Origin of the sequence: Shinella sp. HZN7 (assembly GCF_001652565.1) — a bacterium.
Classification (GTDB): Bacteria; Pseudomonadota; Alphaproteobacteria; order Rhizobiales; family Rhizobiaceae; genus Shinella; species Shinella granuli.
In genome coordinates, this window is the sequence record NZ_CP015736.1 from 2316987 (window position 1) to 2335294 (window position 18308).

The following is an 18308-nucleotide window of genomic DNA, read 5'->3' on the forward strand; positions in this document are numbered from 1 at the left end:
CCGCATGATCAGCGGTTACGACGACATTCCCTTCTTCGACGAGGACCCGCAACTGGCCGGCAAGCCCGCGGCGCCGGCCAAGCCGACGGGCGGCATCGCCGCGCGCGCCATGGCGGCGCGCGATGCGCACCGGGCGCCGGATTATCTCTCCGGCCTCAACCCCGAGCAGCGCGAGGCGGTGGAAACGCTCGACGGCCCCGTGCTGGTGCTCGCCGGCGCCGGCACCGGCAAGACGCGCGTGCTCACCACCCGCATCGCCCATATCCTCGCCACCGGCCGCGCCTTCCCCAGCCAGATGCTGGCCGTGACCTTCACCAACAAGGCCGCGCGCGAGATGAAGGAGCGCATCGGCCTCCTCGTCGGCGGCGCCGTCGAGGGCATGCCCTGGCTCGGCACCTTCCATTCCATCGGCGTCAAGCTTTTACGCCGCCATGCCGAACTCGTCGGCCTCAGGTCGGATTTCTCCATCCTCGACACCGACGACGTGGTGCGGCTGATCAAGCAGATCATCCAGGCCGAGGGCATCGACGACAAGCGCTGGCCGGCCAAGCAGTTCGCCGGCATGATCGACACCTGGAAGAACAAGGGCCTCGACCCGGCGCAGATCCCGGAAGGCGACGCGCGCGCCTTCGCCAACGGCAAGGGCCGCGAACTCTACGTCGCCTACCAGAACCGCCTGAAGACGCTGAACGCCTGCGATTTCGGCGACCTCCTGCTGCACCCGATCCGCCTGTTCCGCGCCAATCCGGATGTGCTCGCCGAATACCACCAGAAATTCCGCTACATCCTCGTCGACGAATACCAGGACACCAACACCGCGCAGTACATGTGGCTGCGTCTTCTCGCCCAGCGGCCGAAGGGCACGCCGCAGAACGTCTGCTGCGTCGGCGACGACGACCAGTCGATCTACGGCTGGCGCGGCGCGGAGGTGGACAACATCCTGCGCTTCGAGAAGGATTTCCCGGGCGCCAAGGTCATCAAGCTGGAGCGCAACTACCGCTCCACCGCCCATATCCTCGGCGCCGCCGGCCACCTGATCGCCCATAACGAGGATCGTCTCGGCAAGACGCTCTTTACCGACCGGCACGATCCCGACGACGACAAGGTCGTGGTGCACGCCGCCTGGGATTCGGAGGAAGAGGCCCGCGCCGTCGGCGAGGAGATCGAGCAGCTCCAGCGCAAGGCGCACAAGCTGAACGACATGGCGATCCTCGTGCGCGCCTCCTTCCAGATGCGCGAATTCGAAGACCGTTTCGTCACGCTCGGGCTCAACTACCGCGTCATCGGCGGCCCGCGCTTCTACGAGCGGCTCGAGATCCGCGACGCGATGGCCTATTTCCGCCTGGTCAGCCAGCCGGCCGACGACCTCGCCTTCGAGCGCATCGTCAACACGCCGAAGCGCGGCCTCGGCGACACGACGATCCGCAACCTGCACGACTATGCCCGCGCCCGCGACATCCCCATGCTCGCCGCCGCGGCCGACATCATCGAGACGGACGAACTGAAGCCGAAGGCGCGCAAGGCCCTCTTCGACGTCGTCACCGATTTCCGCCGCTGGCAGTCGCTGCTGGAGACCATGCCGCACACCGAGCTTGCCGAGCAGATCCTCGACGAGAGCGGCTACACCGCCATGTGGCAGGCCGACAAGTCGGCGGAGGCGCCCGGCCGCCTCGAAAACCTCAAGGAACTCATCCGCTCGATGGAAGCCTTCGAATCGATGCGCGGTTTCCTCGAACATGTCTCGCTCGTCATGGATGCCGAGCAGAACGAGAATCTCGACGCCGTCTCGATCATGACGCTCCATTCGGCCAAGGGCCTCGAATTCGAGACCGTCTTCCTGCCCGGCTGGGAGGAAGGCCTGTTCCCGCACCAGCGCTCGCTCGACGAGGGCGGCCGCTCGGGCCTGGAAGAAGAACGCCGCCTCGCCTATGTCGGCATCACGCGGGCCAAGCGACGCTGCCATATCTGGTTCGTCTCGAACCGTCGCATCCACGGTCTCTGGCAGACGACCCTGCCCTCGCGCTTCCTCGACGAACTGCCGGAAGCCCATGTCGAGGTGGCGGAGGTGGAGCAATCCTATGGCGGTTACGGCCGCGGCGGCTACGGCCAGTCCCGCTTCGACAAGCAGGAGCCCTTCCAGAACGCCTATTCGACGCCCGGCTGGCGGCGTGCCCAGGCAAACCGCACCGACGCGACGCGCGACAACTGGGGCTCACGCTCCGGCCACGCCGTCGAGCGCATCGGCTATGGGGAAAGCGGCCCGCGGGCAAAAACCATCGACGGCGAGCTCGTGGCGAAATCGACCGTGAGCGAGCCGTCGAAATTTGCGGTCGGCGACCGGGTCTTCCACATCAAGTTCGGCAACGGCAACGTGGCGGCGATCGAGGGCAACAAGCTGACCATCGATTTCGACCGCGCCGGCCAGAAGCGCGTGCTGGACGGCTTTGTCGAGCGAGCCTGATACCGGCGGCATCTGATTATTAGCGTGTCCGGTACACCCCCCTCTGCCCTGCCGGGCATCTCCCCCTCAAGGGGGGAGATCGGCAAGACGCGAAAACCTTGCTCGATCAGCAACGTCTTGATTTGACGAAACGGTCCTCCATCCAATCTCCCCCCTTGAGGGGGAGATGCCCGGCAGGGCAGAGGGGGCCACCGCCGAGGATGAGAGCAATCAGGCGCCGGCCTTTCGATAGAGCGCGGCAAGCTGGGTGCGCGAGGACGGCAGTTCAGGGACCACGACCATCATCGTGACATGGCCGCGCTTGAAGGCGTTAAGGAACGGCTCGTAGTTCTGGAAGGCCACGCAGCCATGCGAGCCCTTCTGGCCGCGCAGCAGGTTGGTGTGCGTCAGAAGGCCCGTGCGGTTCTTCGGGTCCCGCCCGTCGATCGAGGTCATGCGGATCGCCTCGACGCCGTGGAAGCGCCGCTCGCGCATCTTCAGGCGATAGATGCCGGCCGGGGTCGGGCCGTTCATCTTGACGTGCTCATAGCGCGGATTGTCGCGCATCTTGCCGATGCCGGAATGGGCGCGCAGCTTCGTGCCGTCGGGCATGTAGACCGTCGCGTTGGAGACGTCGTAGATCGCCACCTTCGTGCCGCGGCCCGGCCAGCCGGTGCTGCTGCCGCCCTTGCCCTTGAAGAGATCGCCGAACAGCGAGCGCTCGGGCTTGACGAGGGCGACGTCTTCCTTGTCCTTCGCCTTCTCGCGCCGGCTGCGCGCGACAGGCTTTTCCTCGACCACCGGCTTTTCGATGGCGACCGTCTCCAGCGCGGGTTTTGCTTCCGGCAGCGGGATCACGCTGAGAAGATTTTCCTCCTCTTCCTCCGGCTTCTGCATGACGAGGCCGAAGGGCTGGATGTCCTTGCGGGCCGAAACGTCCTCGACCAGCGCGGTCACCATGGTCGGCTGGCCGGTGATCCGCTTCTCGTCCTCGACGGAGCGCTCGGCACGGGCGATGGCCGCCTCGATCATCGCGGCCTTGGCCTTCTCGCGCTTGACGGCGGAGGCGAGCTGGACGGAGATGCGGCGCTGGTGCGCGATCTGGATCGCCTCGGCGGTCAACTGCTTCTGGCGGATCTCGCTGTCCGAGGGCTGCGAAAGCCGCGAGAATTTTGCGACCTTCACCACGCGCTCGGCAAGCCTCTCCGTGGTAGCGGGCTTTTCGTGCAGCGAGCCGGCAAGGGTCTTGCTGCCCTCGGAGAGCGTCGACGCCGCCCCCTGCATCGCGCCGAGCGTCGAGACGACGGCCCAGACGGAGCCGGCGATGACGCCGCAGGCAAGGATTGTGCTAAGAAGGATACCCCCGGAACGACCCCGACGGGATTTGGACGCGGAACGCGCGGAACCGTATACAGACGCCATGATACTCGTTACCCGATACTCGTTACTCGACGCGGCCGCGGAAAACACGCTCCGGAAGCCGTTACGCTTGCGGCAGGCGGCGGGATCACGCGTCCCGGGCTTCTGCCGAACAAGCAAAGAATGACGAAATATGGTAAGCAATTCCTAAACGGCGCCTCGCGTTTTTGAAGGAGTCCGCCGGCAGGTCCTCAACATCCGGCAAGGCTGCCTGTCACGAGAATGCGGCGCTGGCGTGTCGAAAGCCCCCGTATCCCTAGAACTGGGGATGCCGGGCGAGCCAGTCGGTCGCCGTTTCGTAGCGCGCGGCGACCGCCAGCACGCCGCTGTCAGCCCGCGGACGGCCGATGATCTGGATGCCGGCGGGCAATCCCCCCGCCCCGAAACCGGCCGGCATGGCAGCGACGGGAAGGCCGGCCAGCGTCGGCCCGATGACCACCTCCATCCAGCGATGATAGGTGTCCATCGCCCGTCCCGCGATCGCCTTCGGCCAGTCGAGTTCGGCCTCGAAAGGGAAGACCTGGGCGGTGGGCAGGATGAGGAAATCGTAGCGTTCGAAGAGGCCGGAGACGTGGCGCAGCCAGTCGCTGCGGCCGAGCGAGGCGGCATAGACCTCCGCCGCCGAGAGGTTCTGGCCGTTCTCGATTTCCCAGATCATCTCCGGCTTCATGCGCGCGCGCCGGTCCGGATCGGCATAGTCGGCCGCCTGGCCGTTGGCGACGAGGAAATGGCGCAACGTGCGCCAGGTCTGCCAGAGCCGCGCCATGTCGAAGCCCGGCGGCACCTCCTCCACGCGGCATCCAAGCCGCCGGAAGACGTCGAGCGAGGCGCGGCAAAGCTCCAGCACGCCGGGCTCGAAGGGAAGGTAGCCGCCGAAATCACCGAGCCAGCCGATGCGGGCACCGGAGAGATCGCGGTCGGCATCGAACGCGAGGCCTTCGTCGGGAAGCGACAGCGGGTCGCGCGGATCGTGGCCGGATTGCGTCGCCAGGAGGGCAGCGACATCGGCGACGCTGCGCCCCATCGGGCCGTTGACGGCGAGCTGGCCGAGGAAGAGCTCGGTGTTGAGCGAGGGCACCCGGCCGAAGGACGGGCGGAAGCCGACGACATTGTTGAAGCCGGCGGGATTGCGCAGCGAGCCCATCATGTCGCTGCCATCGGCGACCGGCAGCAGCCGCGCCGCCAGCCCCGCCGCCGCGCCGCCCGAGGAGCCGCCGGCGCTCCTGCCGGTATCGTAGGGATTGCGCGTGACGCCGAAGACCGGGTTGTAGGTGTGCGAGCCGAGGCCCATTTCCGGCGCATTGGTCTTGCCGATGACGATGGCGCCGGCGGCACGGATGCGCTCGACATGGATGTCGTCGTAGTCGGGCACGAAATCCGCATAATTGGCCGAACCGAAGGAGCAGAGGATGCCCTTCGCCTCGGAAAGGTCCTTCACCGCGAAGGGCATGCCGTGCAGCCAGCCGTGACGGTCCCCCGCCGCGAGCGCCCGGTCCGCCGCCTCCGCCTCGGCCAGCAGCACATCGGCCGGGCGCAGGCTGACAAGGGCGTTGAGGCGCGGGTTGATCGCCTCGATGCGGGAAAGATAGGCCGCCATGACGCTGCGGCAGTCGAGCCGGCGCTCGGCGATGGCGGCGGAAAGGGCAAGGGCGGAAAGGTCGGTGATGTCCTGCAAGGTCGGCTCCGGCATTCGTCTGGAACAGAGCTAGCAGGCGGAAGGAAGGAGCGCCAGCCCGGTCCTAGCCAGGCGGGACGCCCTGGCGGAAGGCGAGCGCGAAGAAACCGACGGCAGCGAGCGAGCCGACCGTGCGCACGTGGTTCCACATCGTCCAGACGCCGAGATAACGCTGCCAGAGGGCCGCCTGTTCAGGGCTGCCGGCGGGTGCGGCGGCGAGCGCATCGTTGAGCGGCACGTTGAAGACAACGGTCACGCCGATGACGGCGACAAGGAAGACGACACCGCCCGCCGCGGCCAGCAGACCGCCGGCTCCGCCCTGCAGGAAGCCGAGGACCGCCAGCACCAGCGACAGCAACGCCCCGCCGAAGAAGGCCGAGAAGAACCAGGGGTTCTGGATGACGGCATTGATGGCGTTCATCGCCGCCGCCCCTTCCGCAGGCGAAAGACGGGCAAAGGCCGCCATGATGCAGACCGAGAAGATGAAGAACAGCCCGGCATTCAGCGCCGCGGCGAGAATGGAAAGGAAGGTCAGGATAGGAAAGGCGCTTGCCATGGTCGGGTCCTCCGGAAGCCGTTTCGTCCGCATCACGGGCGAACTTCGAAAAATCGCGTGGCGGTCGGCCGGCCACACGCGGCATCACCGCCCTGTCATTGCCGCCCAAAAATATGAGCAATCCTCATATTTGCAAAATGTGAGGAATCCTCGTATTTGTCAAGACCAATCGAAAGTCCTCTCGGAAAGACCGATGGCCGAACCGCAGACCCGCCGCGCACCGACCCAGAAACGCAGCCGCGAACGGGTGGACGCCATCCTCGCCAATGCGACGGACATGATCGCGCAGGCGGGCAGCGACGCCCTGCGCATGAGCGAGCTCGCCCAGCGCACGGGCATCTCGATCGGCTCGCTCTACCAGTATTTTCCCGACAAGAGCGCCGTGGTGCACGCGCTTGCCGAACGCTGCAATGCGGAAAGCCGCGCCTGCATCGCCGAAGGCCTTGCCGCCGTCGGCAGCATGGAGGCGCTTGCCGACGCCTTCGGCAGCCTGATCGACACCTATTACGCGCTCTTCCTCGCCGAACCGGTCATCCGCGACATCTGGTCCGCCGTGCAGGCGGACGGGGCGCTGCGGGCCATGGAGGCGGAGGAGAGCCGCCGCAACGGTGCCCTGCTCGCCGCCCGGCTGCGGATGTTGCGCCCCAAGGCCGATGCCGCCCGGATCGAGGCGAACGCCCTCCTCGTCATGCATCTCGGCGAGGCGACGATGCGCCTTGCCGTCTCGGTCGACCGGGCGGAGGGCGACAGGCTGGTCGAGGCCTACAAGCGCATGGCGATCCGGGAGCTGACGGCGCTGTAGCCTATCGGGCGCGCCGCGCCTCCAGCACCTCGGCCGCCTCGAGCAGCGTGGCGAAGAGATAGGCGATCTTGTCGCTGCGCGTATCGCCGTACCAGATCTGCGGCACCATCACGCGGAAGCGGGTTTGGAGCAGATCCGCCAGCGCCTTGATGTCGCCCATCCATTCCAGCATGTCGGCATAAAGGTTCATCACGCTCGGCGCGGGAAAGCGCGACAGGAGGTCCTCGAAACCCTGTTTCGCCATGTCCGGATCGCAGAGCGTATCGGCAAGCGCGTGGTCGCCGACCTCGGTGTTGGCCTGCTGGATCAGCGCGTAGAAGCCGAGGCCGAAACGATCCTGCGTCAGTGCCGCCGCCCGGCGGGCGAAGTTTTCGAGATCCTGCGCATCGCGCCCCAGCCAGCGCGGCATGATCATGCGGGCATGCGCGCGACAGAGGTCGATATTGTAGCGATCGAGCCGCCAGGCCTGCTCGAAGCGCGCCGCGAATGTCTCGAAATCGCCGTCATTGGCCGAGCGGCGGTAGTCGCTCATCCGCCAGCAGAAATTGTCCGGGTCGACCTGGCTGTCGAGCACGTCGTCCGCCGCCTTCAGCAACGCCTCGCAGCTCTGCCACTGCTCCGCCCGCACGAGGTGCCCATAGGCAGTGCCGCGCTGCACGAAGGCCGCCACGCGCAGGGCATCGGCATAGGTCGCGGCGGAAAAGGCCGACGGGCTGCGCTCGAAGAAGGCCCGGAAGGGTTCCAGCCCGGCGACATGCGCCGCCGCCTCGTCGTCCGGCAACTCCAGGAACGGTTCGAGGAACCATTCCTTGACCAGCGAATAGAGCGGCCGGCCGCTTTCCGTGATGACGCCGCTCGCCCGCGCCGCCTCGAAGGCCCGCTGATAGGCCTCGAAATCGCCGTTGCGCCAGGCCGCGCGCAGGGCGTCGCGCTGCGGCACGAGGGCCGGCATCTCGTCGTGGAGATCGACGAGATAGAGGTCGTAGTCGCGCACCAGCCGCTCCTCCGGCGACAGGAGTTCCTGCGGCGCCGCGCTCGCCCGGCCGAACATCCTGTTGCGCAAAGTGGCAAGAATATCCCTGAAAACCATGTCGATCCGCTTTCTCAGCCCCCGGTCCACCCGCATGCGGCGGGAACCAGCGGAAGACGGCTGCAGCCCGGCGGCTATTCGCCTGTCATCACCGATTTTTGAAGAGCGCATGCCCTTTCCCTCCGCCGGTCGTGATACATTTCCAAACCCCGGATGCACGGATGGGTGACGGCCATGCTGACAACGCTTGCCTTGCTGATGAGCCTGATGCCCGGCGCGGAACTCGCCGCCGGGGACGTTGAGGTGGATGTGGAACTGGTGCTGGCGGTCGACGTCTCCGGCTCCATGGACCTTGAGGAGGCGCAGGTGCAGCGCGCCGGCTACGTCGATGCCCTGCGCCACCCCGACTTCATCAATGCCGTGCGCGACGGGCTGACCGGCCGCATCGCCATCAGCTATTTCGAATGGGCCGGCACGATCCGCGACAATTCCCTCGTGCCCTGGCAGCTCATCTCCGGCCCGGAGGACGCCGACGCCTTCGCCGCCCAGCTCGAAGCCCGCCCGATCGCCACGCGGCGCGGCACGTCGATATCAGGCGCCATCGCCTATGGCGCGCAACTCTTCGATGCCAACGGCTATACCGGCCTGCGCCGCGTCATCGATGTATCCGGCGACGGCCCGAACAATTTCGGCCCGCCGGTGACGCCGGCGCGCGACGCGGCGACCGCGCTCGGCATAATCATCAACGGCCTTGCCATCATGATCCGCCCCTCCGCCGCCTATGGCTCGCTCGACGACTACTATGCCAACTGCGTCATCGGCGGCCCCGGCGCCTTCGTGCTGCCGGTGCAGGAGCCGGAGGATTTCGCCATCGCCATCCGCCGCAAGCTGATCCTCGAAGTCAGCGGCATCGAGCCGCCTGCCCGCATCATTCCGGCCGCCGGAGGGCCGGCCGATTGCCTGATCGGCGAAAAGCTGAGGCCCAGCTACATGGAGCGCTTCTATCCGGAACTCGACCGCTGAGCCCTGTTCCAACCGAAACAGCGCCGCCCGATCCCCCATGCGACAGTCCCCCTGCTGGATGAAATGGTTCGTCCATTGACTGGTAGAGAGGAGACTGAAATGCGCAAGTTCATCATGTCCGCCGTTGTCGCGACCGTCGCAGCGGTGTCCTTTGCCGCCCCCTCGCAGGCCGGCGGCTTCTATATCGGCTTCGGCCATGGCTGGGGCGGCCATCACCACGGCTATGTCAGCCACTACTACGGCCATCACCGCCATTGCTTCTGGAAGAAGGTCAAGCGCTACAACAAGTGGGGACACGTCGTCTACAAGCGCGTGAAGGTCTGCCGTTAAGCACCGGCACCGGCGCGGTTTTCCGCGGAGAATCCGCCCTGCCCCGGCCGCCTCGCGGCCGGGGTTTTGCCATTGTGAAAACACACGGCGTTCGCAACCTATTCCTTTTGAACGGAAATCGTGCTTATATTGAATGAACGTTCAGCAAAAGACAGGGGAGCGACATGAACGAGATGATCCGCGATATCAGCGTTCCGAACGACTGGGACAGGAGCGGACTTCCCGGCTGGTGTTATCACAGCCCCGCCCTCCTCGAATTGGAGAAGCAGCATGTCTTCCGCGAGCACTGGCAGATCGCCTGCCATGTCTCCGACATTCCCGAGCCCGGCAACTACCTCGCCATGGACGTCGTCGGCGAGCGCGCGCTCGTCCTGCGCGGGCAGGACGGCGCGGTGCGTGCCTTCCACAACATCTGCCGCCATCGCGGCTCGCGTCTCGTCGCCGACGAGAAGGGCAGTTGCCGCAACGCACTGGTCTGTCCCTTCCACGGCTGGGTCTACAATCTCGACGGCACGCTGCGCGGCGCCGCGCGCCCCCGCAGCTTCCCGCCGCTCGACAAGAACGAGTTCGCGCTGAAGGCGCTGGAATGCGAGGTCTGGCAAGGCTTCGTCTTCATCCGCTTCGCGCCCGGCCCGCAGCCTTCCGTCGCCGAGCTGATGAAGCCCTTCGAAGAGGAGCTGGCGCATTACCGCACCGAGGAGATGATCCCGGCGGGCGAGATCTGGACCCAGGAGACGCCCGTCAACTGGAAATCCGTGCGCGATGTCGACAACGAGGGCTACCACGTCGCCATGGCGCATCCCGCCCTGCAGGACCTCTACGGCTCGACCTACTACGACGAGCCCTTCGTCGACGGCCTCTGCCGCTCCTTCGCCACCTACAACCCGCATGCCGGCCGGCGCTGGAGCGTGCGCAACTATGTGAAGATCTCGCCGGAGAACCATGCGCTGCCGGAGCGGCTGCGCAAGGCCTGGATCTATTTCGGCCTGTTCCCGAACGCCGTCATCGCCGTCACGCCGGAGACCGTGCAGTTCTACCAGGAATTCCCGCTCGGCGTCGGCCGCACGCTGCTGCGCGGCGGCATCTACCGTTACCGGCAGGAGGAGCGCGCCCACCGCCTCGCCCGCTACCTCGCCTTCCGCATCGACCGCGACACCCAGGCCGAGGACGTGCAGCTCACCGTCTGGTCGAACGAGGCGATGACCTCCAACGCCTTTGCCGGCTTCTACCTCTCCGACCTCGAATACGGCGTGCGCACCCATCACGACCATCTGCGCAAGGTGCTGCCGGTGGTGACGCTGAAGGACGCGCCGGAGGAGAAGGCGATGGCGGAGGTCAATGCCGGGCTGCGGCAAGGCTAGGCTTCTCCGGCAGGGCCGTGGGTGCCGCGCGGATCCTCGGGTCAAGCCCGAGGATGACGATGGAAGAGAAGCACGGCGGGCAAAAGCGACATGGCCATATGCTGCACCGCTTGACGGGTGGGAGCCTCCTCCCCGTCATCCTCGGGCTTGACCCGAGGACCCACATCACACGGCAGGCCCAACGCGAAGAGCCTCAGCCCTTCCAGAGCCCTTCGCGCGTCAAGTCGTCCATCGTCAGCTCGATGCCACGACGCAGGATCGATGCCATGTCGTCGATCTGTTCCAGCGAAATGGTGAGCGGCGGCGACATCACGCACATGTTGATGAGCGGGCGCACCAGCAGGCCGAGGTCCTGGCAATGCCGGTCGATGCGCTTGCCGACTTCCAGATCAAGCGTCAGCGGGTTCTTGCTGACGCGGTCGGCGACGCATTCCACGCAGGCCATCAGCCCGAGGCCGCGCACCTCGCCGACCAGCGGCAGCTCCTCCAGCGCCTTCAGGCTCGCCTGGAAATGATCGGTGACGGTGCGCGCATGGTCGAGTAGCCCGTCCTCCAGGATGTCGAGATTCTTCAGCGCCACCGCGCAGCCGACCGGATGGCTGGAATAGGTGAGGCCATGCGCGAACATCGCCTCCGAATGGTTCGAACGGCGCAGTTCCTCGAAGAGGCGCCCGGCGATCATCACCCCGCCGAGCGGGAAATAGCCCGACGTCACGCCCTTGGCGAAGGTGATCATGTCCGGGTCGATGCCGAAGACGTCCTGCGAGGCGAAGACATGGCCAAGGCGGCCGAAGGCGGTCACCACCTCGTCGGCGATGAAGAGGATGTCGTTGGCGCGGCAGAGCGCGTGCATGCGCTTGAGGTAACCGGCGGGCGGCACGATGACCCCGCCGGACGCCATGACCGGCTCGGCGATGAAGGCGCCGATATGTTCCGCCCCCCTCTCCTCGATGACCGCGCGGAACTCCTCGACGAGGAAATCGCAGAAGGCCTCGACGCTCATGCCCTCCGGCCGACGGAACGGATCGGGGCAGGAGAGCTTGACGACGAGATCGGCGGCGCTGTCCATCCAGTCATGATCGCGCGGCCGGCCGTTGAGCGAGGCGGAGAGGTATGTCGAGCCGTGATAGCCGCCCTGGCGCGAGACGATCAGCTTCTTCTCCGGACGGCCCTTCACATTGTTGGCGAACTGCATGAAGCGCAGCGCCGTCTCGACCGCCGACGAGCCGCCGGTCGTGTAGAAGACGTGATCGATCCCGTCGGGCGCATGTTCGGCAAGGCGGGCGGAGAGCACGGCGGACGGCGTGTTGGTCGTGTACCAGGGCGAATTGTAGGAGAGCTCCATCGCCTGCGCAGCCATGACGTCGGCCAGTTGCCTGTTGCGATGCCCCGCATTGACGCACCACATGCCGGCAGGCCCGTCGATCAGGCGGCGACCGGCGGCGTCGGTCACATAGATGCCCTCGCCCGCCTCGATGCGCCCGCGCGCTTCCGCGCCGATGGAGCCGGAAACCGGCCAGGGCTGCACCAGGTGGCGCTCGGCCAGCCGGGTGAGTTCGTCGCCGGCCGCCTCGTCGGCACGCAGGTCCTCGTTCGCCGTCTTCGGAATTGCCGCCATGTCCCTCTCCATCGATTATTTACCAGAAAGAATCTCGGAACAACGATATGAAAGATTTTGGTTTTCCCAATCATATTGAATGTTCGTTCAATCAATATTGCAGAAACAGGGCTTGATTTCAACGGGGATTTCGGCGCATGCTGTCCATCAGGGAACAGCAGCGTGCCCAAAAACGAGCACGCAGAGGCCGAAAAGGCGCAAGCGCATGGGAACGGGAAATCTCACGCTCCATGAGAGTTGTCGCGGCAGGAGGTACGGCCGATGACGGCGGCGGCGTTCGGCGCGCTTGCCGACACGCCCTCCTCCGGGAGGCGCAAGGCCTGGATGCGCAGCGAGGAGGCCCGCGGCCTCGCCCTGATCTCGCCGACCTTCCTCTATGCGCTGGCGCTGCTCTTCCTCCCGGTCCTCATCGTCATTGCCTACAGTTTCTGGACCCAGGACTATCTCGACATCGACCGCACCTTCACGCTGGAAAACTACCGGCAGGCCCTCACCGAGCCGATCTATCGTGACCTCTTCATCCGCTCGCTGTGGATCTCGCTGACGGTCAGCATCGTCACCGTCGTCTTCTCCTATCCGATCGCCTGGTTCATCTCCTTCCATGGCGGGGTGCACAAGAACCTCTGGCTCTTCCTCGTCACCGTGCCCTGCTGGACGAGCTACCTTTTGCGCGTCATGTCGTGGAAGGTCATCCTCGGCTATGGCGGCGTCATGAACACCGGCCTCATCTCGATGGGCCTGATCGACAAGCCGCTGACCTCGCTGCTCTACAATTCCAACGCCGTCGTCATCACGCTGGTGCATAGCTGGGCGGCCTTCGCCATCCTGCCGATCTACGTCTCGCTGCAGAAGATCGACCGCACGCTGATCGAGGCGGCGCGCGATCTCGGCGACAGCCGCCTGAAGGCTTTCCTGCGCATCACCCTGCCGCTCTCGCTGCCCGGCATCATCTCCGCCTTCCTGATCGTGATGATCCCGACCGTCGGCGACTATGTCACGCCGCGCCTCGTCGGCGGCAAGGACGGCGTGATGATCGCGACCGCCATCCAGGCGCAGTTCGGCAAGGCCGCCAACTGGCCGCTCGGCGCCGCCCTCTCCGTCACGACCATGGTGCTCGTCTCGCTGACGGCGGCGGCCGTTGTGCTGGCGCTGAAATTCACCGTCAGGAGGATCAGATGAGCCTCCTCACGCAGCGCCTGCGCGTCCTTCCGTTCCTGCCGGCCTATGTCGCGCTCTATTTCCTCTTCCTCTACCTGCCGATCCTGCTTCTGCCGGTCTTCTCCTTCAACGATGCGGCGACGACCACCTTCCCCCTCGCCGGCTTCACCACCAAGTGGTACGCCTCGCTCGCCGGCAATTCGGTCATGCTGCAAGCGGCGTGGAACAGCCTCGTCGTCGGCGTCGCCGTCTCGCTGCTCTCCACTGTGCTCGGCATTTGCGCCGCCCGCGCCATCACGCGCTACCGCTTCCGCGGCCAGAGGGCGGCGGCCGGCCTCATCATGGCGCCGCTCTTCCTGCCGGAGATCATCGTCGCCGTCTCGCTCTTGATGATCGTGCTGGCGATGGGCGTCGAACTGTCGCTGATCACGGTCATCCTCGGCCAGACGGTGTTCTGCGTGCCCTATGCCATGTCGGTGCTGGTCTCCGGCTTCGAGGGGTTCGACCGCAGCCTGGAGGAGGCCTCCTACGATCTCGGTGAGACCGCCATCGGCACCTTCCGGCGCGTCACGCTGCCGGTCGTCGCGCCGGCCATCGTTTCCAGCCTGCTCGTCACCTTCACCATCTCGCTCGACGAGTTCATCCTCGCCTTCTTCCTTTCCGGCACCGAGCCGACGCTGCCGGTCTATATCTGGGGGCAGTTGCGCTTCGCGGCGAAGCTGCCGGGCGTGCTGGCGCTCGGCACCGTCATGCTCGTCGCCTCCATCCTCATGCTCACCCTTGCCGAAATCCTGCGCCGCCGGGCCGAACGCCGCACGCAGATGGCCTTCACGCTGCCCTAGGAAGAGGAACCGGACATGGCCGACCGCCCGATGATCGAGATCGCCAACGTGTCGAAGTTCTACGGCATCTACAAGGCGCTCGACGATGTCTCGCTCACCATCGGCGAAGGCGAGTTCTTCTCGCTGCTCGGCCCGTCCGGCTGCGGCAAGACCACGCTGCTGCGCTCGATTGCCGGCTTCGAGACGCCGACGGCGGGCGAGATCTTCATCGACGGCGTGCCCTCCCTCGCGCTGCCGCCGAACAGGCGCCCGACCAACATGGTCTTCCAGAACTACGCCATCTTTCCCCATCTCGACGTCGCCGAAAACGTCGCCTACGGCCTGAAACGGCTGAGGCTTTCGGCAGAGGACGAGAGGAAGCGAGTGGGCGACGCGCTCGACCAGGTGCGCCTCACGGGCCTCGGCCAACGCAAGGCGCATGAACTCTCCGGCGGCCAGCGCCAGCGCGTGGCGCTCGCCCGCGCGCTCGTCATGCGGCCGAAGGTGCTGCTGCTCGACGAACCGCTCTCGGCCCTCGACAAGAAGCTGCGCGAGGAAATGCAGGTGGAGCTGCGCACGCTGCAGAAGGCCGTCGGCATCACCTTCATCCTCGTCACGCACGACCAGTACGAGGCGCTGGCGCTCTCCGACCGCATCGCCGTCATGTTCGGCGGCCGCATCGCGCAGATCGCCAGCCCGAAGGAAATCTACCAGCGTCCGCGCACCCGCAAGGTCGCCGATTTCCTCGGCGGCATGAATTTCTTGAAAGCGAAGGTGCTGGGAGAACAGGGCAACGCCGTCTCCGTCGACGCCGCGCGCTTCGGCGCGGTCAATCTCGACAAGCCGCAGGGCTTCGCTGCCACGAACGGCCACGTCACCGTCGGCATCCGCCCGGAACGGCTGCGGCTCCTGTGGGACGACGACCGCGCCCCGCACGAGCTTGCCGGCCGCATCGAGAACCGCGCCTATTTCGGGGAGGTCACCCATCTGACGGTCGGCGTGGACGGGCTGGAACAGCCGCTCTCCATGGTCGAGACGAACAATTTCGGCGCCGACGACCTGCCGGTCGGCGCGGAGATCCGGCTGGCCTATGATCCGGAGGCGTTCGTGCTCTTGGCGGAGGATCCGCCGGTTACGCGCGTGTGACCTAGCCCCTCATCCGGCCTGCCGGCCACCTTCTCCCCGCAAGCGGGGAGAAGGGACATTGCCGCAAGGCTTTCCTTCGATCAACGTGAAGACATCGCCACAGCCTCCTTCTCCCCGCTTGCGGGGAGAAGGAGGCTGTGGCGGGATGAGGGGCCGCCGCCGCCCCTCTCAATACCCCGATTTGATCTTCTCGAACTCCGCGATCATCTTCTGCCGCAACTCCGTCGGGATCGGTGCCTGGAACAGCGTGTTGGCGACGAAGGCGTCGACATCCGCATAGCCCTTGTCGGCGAGGACCCCGGCATCGACCGCGGCCATGCCCTTGACGTTGGAATGGCCGTAGCCCCAGCTCTCGACCATGTAGGCGGCGACGGCCGGATCGGTGACGGCGTTGAGGTAGTCATAGGCAAGGTCGGGGCTGCCTTCGCCGCCCTTCAGCCGCGAATAGCCGCAGACCCAGGTGGAAAGCCCCTCCTTGGTGTCCTTCTTGATGGCGACGGGCTGATCTTCCGCCTGCAAGGTGGTCGCCGTCTCGTTCCAGGCCCAGGCGAGATCGACCTCGCCGCTCGCCAGCGCCTGGCTGAGGTCGGTATTGTCCGTCCAGTAGAGCCGCACGTTCTTGTGCACCTCGCGCAGGAAGGCGGAAGCCTCCTCGAACTGCGCGTCCGTCAGGCTCGCCCAGTCCTTGACGCCGATGGCAAGGCTCGCCAGCGCATAGGCGTCGTCGACATTGTCGCCGATCGAGACGCGATCCTTGAACTTCGGATCGGCAAAGGCCCTGAGCGAGGCGATTTCTTCCGGCTTCACCGTGTCGGTGCGGTAGGTCAGCACCGTGTTGCCCCATTCGAAGGGCAGGAACCAGGCCGTTCCGTCGTCCGAGGTCATCAGGTTCTTCATGTCCTTGAAGGCCGGCAGGATATCGTTCCACGCGGCCAGCCTGGCGGTGTCGAGCGGCTCCAGCAGCCCGGCCTCGCGCCATTTGACGATGCTTTGCGCGCAGGGATGCGCGACATCGGCCTTGAAGCCGGAGCGCAGCTTCTGGAAGGCCTCCTCCTCGTCGCCGAAGAACGAGAAGTCCGGCGAGCCGCCGTGCTTTTCCGTATAGGCGGGGTGGAAGGCGGGGTCCTCGTAGCCGGACCAGTCGAAGACGGTGAGCGTATCGGCGGAAAAGGCTGGAAGGGCGGTTCCGAGGGCGAGGAAGGCGGCCAATGCCGCCAGTGTGGTGCGCCTGGCCGTGTGTGCAGTCTTCATGCCCTACTCCTTCCCCGTTTCGGGTTCCCTATTGTGATTGTGGTCCTTGCAAGGTGAGATGCTTCGGGAAGATCGCGACGACGAAGGCGATGGCCGCCTCCAGCGCCTTTTCCCGCGTTGTGCCGTCGCCCATCATCAGGCGCAGCCACAGGCCCTCCAGCATGGCGCAGAGCGAGAGCGCCATCGGCTCCGGCTCGTAGGCATAGCCGCCCTCCGCCTTCAGCGCGGCGCAGAGCGAGATCACGGTCTCCTGGTACTTCACGTCGCGCGCGCCGCACAGCGCCTGGTAGGTCGGCCGCGACTTGGCCTCGCCCCAGAAGGCGCACCAGGCGGCAAGCTTGCGCTTGGTGCAGATCTTGCGGTCGAAATCCGCATGCACGAGGGCCCAGACGCGGCTCGCCGCGCTCGGGCCGGCCTTTTCCAGCGCCGCGTTCCAGTGGTCCGCATATTCCTCGGACATGAACTGCAGCGTGGCGATGAGCAGGTTTTCCTTGCTCTCGAAATGGAAGTTGACGATGCCGCGCGAAAGGCCGGCGCCGTCGGCGACGTCGGCAAGCGTCGTGTCGGAATAGCCGCGCCTTGCGAGCGAATCGATCGTCGCCTCGACGAGCTGCTGCCGCCGCGTCTCCTTGGAGGCCTTGCGCCCCCGCTTCTCGCCGTCGCCCGAGCCCTGTTCAGCCCCGCCTGCCCGCATCTTCACCGCCACCTTGCCTTTGGGATTGCGCATCGTCACGGTCACGGGCGAACTCCCGCGGCCGGCCTGACGCCGCGCAGATGAGCCGGACAATGCTCCCCGCTGTCAAGAACCTTCTGCATGGCCGTCCAGGTGCGGATGTTCTTGGCGACATAGGCTTCGCCGACCGCCGCCACCGCCTCGGCATGGAGCGGCCCTTGCAGCCGCGCCAGTTCCCCGCGCGCCACCTCGCGATACCAGGCATTGCGGCTCTCCACCCTGCCATCGGCAAAGCCCGCCGCCGCCATGGCCTCAAGATAGCGGCGCGGCGAGGCCATGCCGAAGCTCAGCCCTTCGGCGGCGATGTAGTCCTGCATGTCCGGGCTCGGCGCGCCGTCATGGCCGATCAGCCAGTCGGACGCGGCCAGAACGCCGCCCGGCTTCAGCACGCGGAAAAGCTCGGCGAACAGCGCCTCCTTGTCCGGCACATGGATCATCGCATCCTTGGAGAAGACGACGTCGAATTCACTATCGTCGAACGGCAGGCGGCCCGGAGGACTGGAGACGAAACGTGCGAGCGCGCAAAGCCCTGCTTTGGCCGCCGCCGCCCGCGCCCGGTCGATGACCGGCTGCTCCACGTCGTAGCCGACGATCTCGGCCGGACCATGGGTCCTTGCGATATGCAGCGTGATGCCGCCGGCCCCGCAACCGAAATCGAGGACGCGCCGGCCCTTGAGGTCGACGCCCGCAAGGACACGGTCGACCTCCGCCGGGCCGCCCGGCGAAAGATAGCCCTCGCCCCACAGGACCGCGAGGAAGCGGATCGCCGCCTCGTCATATTCCGGCTCCGCCGCCGCACCGTCCCTGCCCGTTGCCGTCATGGCCTCCGTCACCCTTCGGCCGCATGGCCGGCGCGCTTTTTCCCTGGCCGAAATTCTAGCGCATAATCAGGCGATTGCAAGATACTTGCTGAATGATCATTCAGAATATCTGGACAACATTTTG

At 66.1% G+C, this 18308-nt stretch carries 16 protein-coding genes; 8 read left to right on the top strand and 8 right to left on the bottom strand.

Annotated elements, in window-relative coordinates:
• Positions 1–4 precede the first annotated feature (4 nt).
• A complete protein-coding gene (locus tag shn_RS11160; protein ID WP_064332548.1) occupies positions 5–2461 on the top strand; it encodes an ATP-dependent helicase in 2457 nt (818 codons plus the stop codon).
• A gap of 210 nt (positions 2462–2671) precedes the next feature.
• Here shn_RS11160 and shn_RS11165 read toward each other — a convergent pair whose 3' ends face one another.
• The 3 genes from shn_RS11165 to shn_RS11175 all read right to left on the bottom strand — a co-directional run bounded on the left by shn_RS11165 (position 2672) and on the right by shn_RS11175 (position 6090).
• Positions 2672–3862 (bottom strand): DUF2778 domain-containing protein, encoded by a 1191-nt coding sequence (locus shn_RS11165; RefSeq protein ID WP_064330467.1) that lies wholly within the window; start codon positions 3860–3862, stop codon positions 2672–2674.
• Positions 3863–4115: 253 nt separating this feature from the next.
• Complete coding sequence (locus tag shn_RS11170) at positions 4116–5534, bottom strand: amidase (protein WP_245337387.1); 1419 nt, start codon at positions 5532–5534, stop codon at positions 4116–4118.
• Positions 5535–5598: 64 nt separating this feature from the next.
• On the bottom strand, positions 5599–6090 hold the full coding sequence (locus tag shn_RS11175; protein WP_064330469.1) for a DUF1772 domain-containing protein: 492 nt from the start codon (positions 6088–6090) through the stop codon (positions 5599–5601).
• A 193-nt stretch (positions 6091–6283) separates the two neighbouring features.
• Here shn_RS11175 and shn_RS11180 point away from each other — a divergent pair, with 193 nt between their 5' ends.
• Positions 6284–6892, top strand: coding sequence for a TetR/AcrR family transcriptional regulator (locus tag shn_RS11180; protein ID WP_064330470.1), 609 nt, complete (start codon positions 6284–6286; stop codon positions 6890–6892).
• 1 nt (position 6893) lies between these two features.
• Here shn_RS11180 and shn_RS11185 read toward each other — a convergent pair whose 3' ends face one another.
• Positions 6894–7982 carry a hypothetical protein gene (locus tag shn_RS11185; protein WP_064330471.1) on the bottom strand — a complete coding sequence of 363 codons (1089 nt, stop codon included), beginning with the start codon at positions 7980–7982 and terminating at the stop codon, positions 6894–6896.
• A gap of 174 nt (positions 7983–8156) precedes the next feature.
• Between shn_RS11185 and shn_RS11190 the strand changes: the two genes are divergently transcribed.
• From shn_RS11190 to shn_RS11200, 3 genes are all read left to right on the top strand, one after another.
• Positions 8157–8945 (top strand): DUF1194 domain-containing protein, encoded by a 789-nt coding sequence (locus shn_RS11190; RefSeq protein WP_064332549.1) that lies wholly within the window; start codon positions 8157–8159, stop codon positions 8943–8945.
• Between the two features lie 99 nt (positions 8946–9044).
• Entirely contained in the window at positions 9045–9275 is a 231-nt protein-coding gene (locus shn_RS11195) for a hypothetical protein (protein WP_064330472.1), read from the top strand.
• A 164-nt stretch (positions 9276–9439) separates the two neighbouring features.
• Positions 9440–10636 carry an aromatic ring-hydroxylating dioxygenase subunit alpha gene (locus tag shn_RS11200; protein ID WP_064330473.1) on the top strand — a complete coding sequence of 399 codons (1197 nt, stop codon included), beginning with the start codon at positions 9440–9442 and terminating at the stop codon, positions 10634–10636.
• Positions 10637–10829: 193 nt separating this feature from the next.
• Here the strand turns inward: shn_RS11200 and shn_RS11205 are convergent, their stop codons facing one another.
• Positions 10830–12254, bottom strand: coding sequence for an aminotransferase (locus tag shn_RS11205; protein ID WP_064330474.1), 1425 nt, complete (start codon positions 12252–12254; stop codon positions 10830–10832).
• Positions 12255–12515: 261 nt separating this feature from the next.
• Between shn_RS11205 and shn_RS11210 the strand changes: the two genes are divergently transcribed.
• From shn_RS11210 to shn_RS11220, 3 genes are read left to right on the top strand one after another with little or no spacing between them, the layout of a single operon-like run.
• Positions 12516–13433, top strand: coding sequence for an ABC transporter permease (locus shn_RS11210; protein WP_064330475.1), 918 nt, complete (start codon positions 12516–12518; stop codon positions 13431–13433).
• Positions 13430–14254 carry an ABC transporter permease gene (locus tag shn_RS11215; protein WP_064330476.1) on the top strand — a complete coding sequence of 275 codons (825 nt, stop codon included), beginning with the start codon at positions 13430–13432 and terminating at the stop codon, positions 14252–14254. The genes shn_RS11210 and shn_RS11215 overlap by 4 nt, the downstream gene beginning before the upstream one ends.
• Positions 14255–14284: 30 nt before the next feature.
• Positions 14285–15379 carry an ABC transporter ATP-binding protein gene (locus tag shn_RS11220; protein ID WP_064332550.1) on the top strand — a complete coding sequence of 365 codons (1095 nt, stop codon included), beginning with the start codon at positions 14285–14287 and terminating at the stop codon, positions 15377–15379.
• 168 nt (positions 15380–15547) lie between these two features.
• On the opposite strand, the gene shn_RS11225 is transcribed toward shn_RS11220, so the two are convergent.
• Genes shn_RS11225 through shn_RS11235 form a run of 3 tightly spaced genes read right to left on the bottom strand, consistent with a single transcriptional unit; the run spans position 15548 to position 18184 of the window.
• On the bottom strand, positions 15548–16630 hold the full coding sequence (locus tag shn_RS11225; protein ID WP_064330477.1) for an extracellular solute-binding protein: 1083 nt from the start codon (positions 16628–16630) through the stop codon (positions 15548–15550).
• Positions 16631–16658: 28 nt separating this feature from the next.
• A complete protein-coding gene (locus shn_RS11230; protein ID WP_064332551.1) occupies positions 16659–17324 on the bottom strand; it encodes a TetR family transcriptional regulator C-terminal domain-containing protein in 666 nt (221 codons plus the stop codon).
• A 41-nt stretch (positions 17325–17365) separates the two neighbouring features.
• Positions 17366–18184 (bottom strand): methyltransferase domain-containing protein, encoded by an 819-nt coding sequence (locus shn_RS11235; RefSeq protein WP_064332552.1) that lies wholly within the window; start codon positions 18182–18184, stop codon positions 17366–17368.
• Between the last annotated feature and the right edge of the window lie 124 nt (positions 18185–18308).